The following is a 3,116-nucleotide window of genomic DNA, read 5'->3' on the forward strand; positions in this document are numbered from 1 at the left end:
TTGGTAGGTGCCCTCCAGGAGACGCTTCACGAGCGAGAAGATGCGATGGATCGCGGGGAGCGCCTCGTGCGCCGGTGAACCGGACGCGGCCACGTTCAATGGTTCGTGTTCGTACCCGTCCATCGCGGGCGGGTATCCCTTCCAGGCGTCGGAGACGATCGTGGAGCCGACAGCGATGTTCGCCGTGATGAATCCGCGTAGCGACGCCGCCGATGCGTCCTCGATGATGGCCATGCGGGCTCGTCCCCACCCGTTCTCGGTGATCTCGACACCGCCGGCGACCAGCACCTTGCCTGCCGCGCCGCGCCCGGGCTTGCCCGACCTGACGCCGCCGATGAACGTCTCGTCGACCTCGACGCGGCCCGTCAACGGCTCCAGCCCATCCTGGGACAGCACGGCCCGCAGCTTGCCGAGCATCGTCCACGCGGTCTGGTAGGAGTTGATCGGCAGCACACGGTGCAGCGTCGCCGCCGATACCCCGGCCTTGGATGACGTGAATAGCCAGATCGCCTCGAACCACGTCGTCAGCGGCACGCGCGTCTTGTCGAAGATCGTGCCCGCGGTGACCGAGACCCGGCGGCGGCAGCCGTGGCAGCGATACACGCCCGACCCGCCGATACCCGCCGACCGCGCATCACAGTGCGGGCAGACGAACCCGTCCGGCCATCGCAGCCAGTCCAGATATGCCCGACACGCCTGGTCAGTGGCGAACCACGCTCGAAGATCCGCGACCCGGCCGGGGTAGTGCCAGCCGGCGACAGGCCTGGAATCGTGCGGATGAGCAACGGTATCGTGGGCCACGACAACACCCCTTCATGGTGTGGTCCGCGTCCTCGGAGGTTGCCGCCTCGCGGGGACACTCTCGTATCCAACGCCCTCAGCCTACGAGCCGCCACCCCCGATCCACCCCGACCAGGCCATTGGCATCAAGATGGATACCCCTTCTCATCAGACTGAATGATCCTTCAACGCCCTGCCAGGGACGGACTTGCTATGAACCGGTGGACTCACCCAACCCTGACACACAGGGGACGCGCAGCTACTCACATGCTCGGATTGGAACGGCGGCCCCGGATCCGTCCCGCACTTCCCGTCCTGCGACGGGGTGATCGAGCTCGACTTCGAGGGTCGCCGGCTCCGCGATCGCAGGCACCGAACCTGATCCCCGCAGCTCAACTTCGATCTGCACGAATCCGGCGCGCTCGTGGACGATCGGTGTGACTTCGTCAACGCCGAGTCCAGATTCGTAATGAACGGTGATCAGGTTCGCGTTCGATTGGTTGCAGGCGGCGTATCCGGTGACGTCCGCCGACCTCTGCCAACCCCCCGCGCAACTCGTCAAAGCAGCCGCCAAAGACGCGAGGGATGCCAAGAGCAATATCCGCTTTCGGATCTCAGCCGGTAGCGACACTACCGGGCCACATGTACTTTGCGTGCCATACGTCTGTGAACCAAGCTGTGCAACTTGTGCTGCTGCTGTTCGACCCTGAGATGATGCCCTTGGCGGCTAGCTTGCCGTCGGTCTGGACGGTGAAAGCCGGTCCTCCTGAATCGCCGGAGATGATGCATGCTCCGGCTCTCGTCGCCCGGAAACCGCCGCGGAGGACTTCTCCGTTGCTGTACTCGTGGGTGACGTTGGTTGCACGAACGGTCCATCCGCAGAGTTCGCCGGAGCGTGTCCCGCCCGTGCAAAACTGGTCGCCGACCCGAGGGGATCGATGCCACATGCGGGCGATGATGGAGCTTGTCGTCGAATTGATGCCCCCTCGATAGATCCGCGCGCTCACCGTCTGTGGGGAGCTGATTGAGATAAGCGCGAGATCTCCGCGGTACTGATTGTCCCCGGACAACCATGCTGTGCCGAATCCGGCAGCCCAGTTCTCCCGGCTACCGCTGCTCACGTATCCCATCGTCGCGCCTGACGCACTCTTCGTCGTGCCACCGTTGGGCGTGCAATGCCCCGCCGTCAACATCATCGACGTCGAGCCACTGCGCCAGGGGATACCACTAGAGCACCCACTTCCGCTGGGGTTCACAGTTCGGGCACCCCCGTAGTAGGGCGAATCATCAGACGTGCGCCCGGAGGAAGCGGGCAGGGACTCTTTCAGGTTGCGGTCGACCTCCACGAGCACGTCGACGTTCGGATAGTCACCGATACTCAGAGGGACATCAGAAGCAGCATTAGCCACCACCACGACTGCGTTTGCATCGGCGGCAATGTACGCTTCGACGACTGCCTTGTCTTCGATCAGCTTGTTCGCAGCCTCACTGAGTCCTGTTCGGCTGGACTTGACTGTTCGGAAGTCCACTGACCCTTCCGGCCACTCGACGCTCGCGGCCGCGCGCTCAGCGCCGGCTTGATCGAGAACGTCGAGGATTACCGCGCCGGTCTCGTGGTCATACCAGACAAAGCCATAGGAATCTCGATCTCTCTCGGCGAATTGGTCCAGCGCCCCGATCAATTCATCTGCACGCTCGGGAATCTCGGGAAGCACTGGAAGCGCGGCGACATCGATTGGCGGAGATGCTTCCGCGACGGCCGAGGCCGGATGCGTCAACGCTGATCCGAGAACAATCAGTCCCGCGGCGAGCATCGAGGCAGCTCCCCGAACAGGCCAATGCAATCCCACCATGGCGTCTCCTCCCGTGCACGGCTCCGTCACGTGGAGTCAGGATGGCAGGAGACGGTCGATCACGTCAATGGCACTCGACGCTTCCTATGCCGGATCAGGAATCGGGCGCGGCGCAGTCAGTGTGCGGTTGCGGGGCACGGCGACGCCGGGGATGTAGGGGATGATCTGGATGCGGACGGTGCTGAGGTGTCGGAGCAGGCAGGTGCGGTGGCGTTGAGATGACGCGACGAGCGCTTTCTCGAGCGCTGCCTGCCGTTTGCAGCCGGCGTTGACGCGCATGCTGAACGCGGTCTCGACGGCGGCCTTTCCGCGGGCGACGATGCGTTCGGCGAGGTTGTGGAGGCGGGGCGTGGTGGCGCCTTGCATGATCGTGACGACGGCGGCTTCGAGCGCCCACACTTGTTCGGCGAGCCTGAACCTCGGGCTCAGCAGGTACGAGGCAAACGAGAGGTCCGTCAGGACGGCCGTGAGCCGCACGACCTC

Annotated in this window: 3 protein-coding genes; all 3 read right to left on the reverse strand. The window is 64.3% G+C overall.

The features are described 5' to 3' along the window. Positions 1–801, reverse strand: an 801-nt coding sequence (locus tag ACK5KK_RS06610; protein ID WP_416889296.1) for an IS1595 family transposase, incomplete at its 3' end; no start/stop codon positions are given. Positions 802–1,394: 593 nt separating this feature from the next. Next, positions 1,395–2,594 carry a S1 family peptidase gene (locus tag ACK5KK_RS06615; RefSeq protein WP_416889297.1) on the reverse strand — a complete coding sequence of 400 codons (1,200 nt, stop codon included), beginning with the start codon at positions 2,592–2,594 and terminating at the stop codon, positions 1,395–1,397. A gap of 123 nt (positions 2,595–2,717) precedes the next feature. Next, positions 2,718–3,116: hypothetical protein (locus ACK5KK_RS06620; RefSeq protein ID WP_416889298.1), on the reverse strand; the 399-nt coding region annotated here is incomplete at its 5' end.

It is taken from the genome of Microbacterium sp. (assembly GCF_047972865.1).
Classification (GTDB): domain Bacteria; phylum Actinomycetota; class Actinomycetes; order Actinomycetales; family Microbacteriaceae; genus Microbacterium.

What these genes read in the sequence shown, in the direction of transcription:
- ACK5KK_RS06615 (WP_416889297.1), bottom strand. Translation starts at nt 2,594, where the DNA reads ATGCTCGCCGCGGGACTGATTGTTCTCGGATCAGCGTTGACGCATCCG.